The 4662-nt window shown below is 42.1% G+C and carries 3 protein-coding genes; 1 reads left to right on the forward strand and 2 read right to left on the reverse strand.

Features of this window, described 5'->3' with window-relative positions; genetic code table 11:
• Positions 1–44 precede the first annotated feature (44 nt).
• Both F6K20_RS25115 and F6K20_RS25120 read right to left on the reverse strand, forming a co-directional pair.
• Complete coding sequence (locus tag F6K20_RS25115; RefSeq protein ID WP_287265129.1) at positions 45–173, reverse strand: hypothetical protein; 129 nt, start codon at positions 171–173, stop codon at positions 45–47.
• Between the two features lie 25 nt (positions 174–198).
• Positions 199–2253: a M48 family metalloprotease gene (locus tag F6K20_RS25120; protein WP_008188282.1), complete on the reverse strand. Its 2055-nt coding sequence runs from the start codon at positions 2251–2253 to the stop codon at positions 199–201.
• 870 nt (positions 2254–3123) lie between these two features.
• Here F6K20_RS25120 and F6K20_RS25125 point away from each other — a divergent pair.
• Positions 3124–4566, forward strand: coding sequence for a sensor histidine kinase (locus F6K20_RS25125; protein ID WP_008188281.1), 1443 nt, complete (start codon positions 3124–3126; stop codon positions 4564–4566).
• The last annotated feature ends 96 nt before the right edge of the window (positions 4567–4662 follow it).

The raw sequence follows: 4662 nt of genomic DNA on the forward strand, positions 1-4662 counted from the left end.
TAAGGTAAGGAACTCGAAGCAATGTAATCGTAAGTATTTAGCTATCAGCTATCAGCTATTGAATAAAACGTAAGCATTGGTTTAATCTCAGTGAAGTCACAGGCTGGAAGCCTGTGCCACAAAGCTGACCGCTGACCGCTGATCCCTGTTCGCGTAGCGTGCGCGTAGCGCATTAGCTGAATACTTACAATATTACTCCTACTGTTGTTGCTCCTGCTCATTTTCTGGTTTTAGCTCCTGTTCTTTATCCTGTGTTTGCTGCTGCTCATCTTCTTGTTTTTCCTCCTGTTTGCCCTCCTCTTCTTCCTTCTGTTTTTCCTCATACTCTTTCAGGAGTTGAGCAACTCGCTTCTGAATCTCTAGGTGCTTTTCTACACCTTCATAAGTATAACGGTTATAACCATTACTGTCGATTATAGCTTCTAAATTATTAATCCGTTCTTTAGTTTCTGGGTGGGTTGAAAGCCAAGGAAATAATGGTTTTGGTCCACCTTGATCATGGAGGGTAATCATCAAATTGCGCAATCCATCTGCTGCATAGCCACTAGCAGTAAGAATTTTATTTCCTAAATCATCAGCCTGACGTTCCATATTTCGGCTGTAGTTAAGTACAATTAAATTAGCAGCAGTGCCACCATAGGGAATAAATTGGGCAATGTTAGCGGTCAAGTTACCTTGAGTGACTAACTGGAAACCGTGGGATAAGACAGCATGGGATAGTTCGTGAGCCAGTAAACCAGCTAATTCTGCTTCGGACTTGGTTTTTAGGATAGCCCCAGCGTTGATAAATATTTTACCTCCTGGTAGAGCAAAAGCATTGAGTTGGTCATCCATGACTACATAAAACTCGTAGTTAAACTCATCGCGACCTGTTACCTTGGTAAGTTTATTGCCTATCTCGCGCACATACTCCAACACTTCTTCGTCTTCTAGCATCGGTAATTGCTTTTGTGCTTGCTTAGCAATTCTTTTCCCAATCCCTGATTCTCCCTGGAGCATTAATACAGTTGACTCTATTGCCGATAGCGGACCAAAAAGATTGCCAGTAAAAACATAACCTAATGTTCCAGTAATCACATTCATTATTGTATTACCGGTCATTTCATTCCGGAGATGGGAAATGTGGCGGTCTAGATGTTGATCAGCGAGCTGGAGAAACTCTTCCGATTGAGGATGCTCAGTATTAAACAGGGCAAATTCACGAGCTACCAGAGATGCTTCAAACCAATTTTCTGATTCTGCTAGCATTGCCATGGTTACCTTGATTAATTCCGGCTCATGGGGATATAGATTTTTAGCTTGCTTTAAAACTAATAAGCCTTCATCAAGCCGCTCATAATCTTTTAGAGCTTGAGCGTAGCGTATATGACCGGGAATAAATTCTGGTTGCTGCTCTACTAAAAACTTGAGGGGAATCAGAATTTTACTTTCTAAATTCTTTTCTAACCCTGACTCATAGTTACGCCAATACACTCCCCCAGCAGGAGAGAGTTGAGCGGTGTCGTAAATTGCCTCCGGTAGTTCTTGAACTGGTTCTGGAGTATCAAAAGGATTCTTTGCTTCACGATATAACTGTTCAGCAGCAATTATATCTCCACTTAGATAAAGTCTATCGGCTTCAATAAGTTTCTGCTGTTTTGCCAGTTCTTCTGGGCTAAGTTCTTCAGCTTCTGCTTCCAGGTCTTTTTCTTCAGCGTCTTCAGCAGTTGTGCTTTCTTCTTTCTCTACCTCTGTATCCGAAGTTTCTGTATCGAAAGTTTCTGTATCCAAAGCCTCTGTATCCAAAGCCTCTGTATCCAAAGCTTCTGTATCCAAAGCTTCTGTATCCAAAGCTTCTGTATCTTTGGTATCTGAGTCTATTGTAGGTACAGTTGTCGTAGAAGTGTCTGTTTCTGGAAGTTCCCTATCCACTAAGATATCTGGCTGCTCGGTGTCTTCAGTGGAATTATCCGGTAATGGCACTTCTATATCTATAGGATTTATAGGTATAGGTATACCAGTATCCGAAGTTTCGGTAGGGGCATCGGTAGTCGGTGCTTCAGTCTCAGATATATCCTCTGACCTAAGGACTTCAGTATCCTCTGACATGTCAGAAACCTCAGTAGCCCCTAAATGTGAGACAGTTAGAGGTTCACTACTGTGTTGGATTGGTTCCGATTCCCCGATTTTAGGAGACTCAGCTAAGGCAGTTGAGGCTTCACCCGCCATTAGGATTCCTGACAAAATTAGCACTAAATTTCCAAAACGTTTCATAATTAAATGGTCGCTAATGACTAGAACGGGATATTGATAAAACTAGAAACTAGACTTCTTACAGAAGTAGAAAACTTCGGATATCTGATCTCGGAAGGATTATGGAGACTACTTTTGGACTTTGGCAAGAGGTCTAATATACCCAAGCTTAGATCAGGTGATAGGGTAATAGAGTTATCGGGTGATAGGTAAGCCTCTCACCACTTGTTATTGTTCACAAATGAATTACGATTGGTAGATAGTATAAATATACGTTATTTTACTGATTACCGATACACATAATTGCGCTATGTTCATCAAATGAAATATAAGCATTCAGCAGTCAGCTGTCAGCCGTGAGCTAAAGGCTCACGCTGCGCGAACAGCAGATTGAACTCAGATTAAACGAATGGTTGCTTGTTTTATTCAAAACCTTTTGTCGTAGCTTGCCCAAGCGGCCATAAGCTAATAGCACCATCTGTAGCACCATCTGTCGCCCATTAGCACCTCAAGTAACACCTCAAGTAGCCCATTAGCTGATAGCTTAGACTGTTACTAACCTTAGGCTGGGTGCATCTCAATGGATGAAATTAGGAAAAAATTATTATAATAAAATTCCCACACTTCCCACACTCCCCACACTCCCCTTCTTTTTGACAAATATGAGATGTACCCTTATCGGTAGTGTTTCTAGTCCAGTAGTTATGGATAAATAGTAATTATAGTTACCAATTCCCAATTCCCAATTCCCAATTCCCCTAGCTTGACAATCCCCATGGTCCCGAACAAGATATTAGTTATCTGATTCTAACTAGTCTATCAGTAATTTCTCAGATTGTTCTGTCAAACTGATAATCAGTAATATTAATATAAATATTCCTACAAAGACTGATGAAGTTCCCCAGCCGTTTGCTGGAAAAATTCTTGAATAACTCCTACCTAAAGCTTGATTTACGTTCCCTACGGGTAAGACTAACCTTAGGAATTGCCGCTGTTTCAGCCTTAGGTATGGGCAGTTTGGCAATTTGGACCAGCTGGAAAATGCAGCATATTCTGGTTTCCACTCACAAACAGAGTATTAGTTATATTGCAGAGCGCTTCCCCCAGGATGTGGAAATCTATAGCGATATGGTTACCCCGGAAACCGGGATGCAAAAGGCAATTGATAAACTCAGCAATAGTAACACCCTACTCTGGGTAAAGCATCCCAACAATGGTATTGTTGCTCAATCTGAAGCCCTAGAGGTTATGGACACTCTGACTTCTCCAAAGTATTTGTCACGGATACCGCCCATGCCAGAAGTCTTGGAAGTAAATGGAAGTTACTGGGTGGTTTGCGGCACTACTTTGGAAGTTAAGCAAGCCAATCTCGGTAAGTTTTACATTGCCCAAGACATTACTAGTGATCAACAGATGTTTTTGCAGCTGATCCGGAGTCTGGGGATTGCTACAGCACTGGCTATTGGAGGGATGTGTATTGCGATCGCATTCTATATTAAGCGATCGCTCCAACCACTACAGTTGATGAGTCAGCTAACTGAGAGTATTTCTGCTGATGATTTGGGGGATGTGCAAATACAGCTCGATAATGCTCCCACTGAAGTCAGAGAATTGGCACAAACCTTTGACGAAATGCTAGTGCGTCTGAATGAAGCCTTAGAAAATCAACGGCAATTTGTTAGCAATGTATCCCATGAATTGCGCACTCCTTTAACCTTAGTCTCTGGCTACGTCCAAAGTACCTTACGTCGCGGTGCTAATTTGAGTCCACCTCAGCGCGAAGCCCTAGAAATTGCTTCTTCAGAAGCTGACCGCACTGTGCAAATGTTGCAGGATTTACTGGATTTGGCACGAGCGGATAGTGGTCATATACACTTCAATCTAGAATCCTTTGTCCTAGATGAGTTGGTCGAAGAGGTGGCTGAGATGGCAAGACAATATACTAAGCGAGTTATTAAGGTTGAGTGTATTAAACCTGGAATTTGGGTCAAAGGTGATATCAATCGCCTCAAACAAGTCCTACTGAATTTGATTGATAATGCCGTAAAATACTCTAGTGTCGATAAACCAGTCACTGTTAAGTTAACTCAGGTGGATGGCCGTGGCAGAATTGAGGTCTGTGATCGTGGTATTGGTATTCCTTTAAAACAACAAGCCCGTATTTTTGACCGCTTCTATCGGGTCGATGAAACTAGAACTCGTTCTACCGGTGGCGCGGGTTTGGGTCTATCCATTGTCAAGACTTTGGTCGAGGGGATGGGGGGGAGTGTGAAAGTGCGATCGCAGTTAAACAAAGGAAGTATATTTACGGTTTGCTTACCGTTACAGTGGTAGGGAATACTGCCGGGCATCAGGATTTTGGTATCACTATTTTATTATCGGTAGGGTTTTCCAGGAGATGTTGCTATTCTACTATGGCAAGAGACAAGA

The organism is Moorena sp. SIO2C4 (genome assembly GCF_010672485.1).
Lineage (GTDB): Bacteria > Cyanobacteriota > Cyanobacteriia > Cyanobacteriales > Coleofasciculaceae > Moorena > Moorena producens.

Coding starts and splice junctions, on each gene's coding strand:
- F6K20_RS25115 (WP_287265129.1), bottom strand. CDS start 173: ATGCGCTACGCGCACGCTACGCGAACAGGGATCAGCGGTCAGCGGTCA.
- F6K20_RS25120 (WP_008188282.1), bottom strand. CDS start 2,253: ATGAAACGTTTTGGAAATTTAGTGCTAATTTTGTCAGGAATCCTAATG.
- F6K20_RS25125 (WP_008188281.1), top strand. CDS start 3,124: ATGAAGTTCCCCAGCCGTTTGCTGGAAAAATTCTTGAATAACTCCTAC.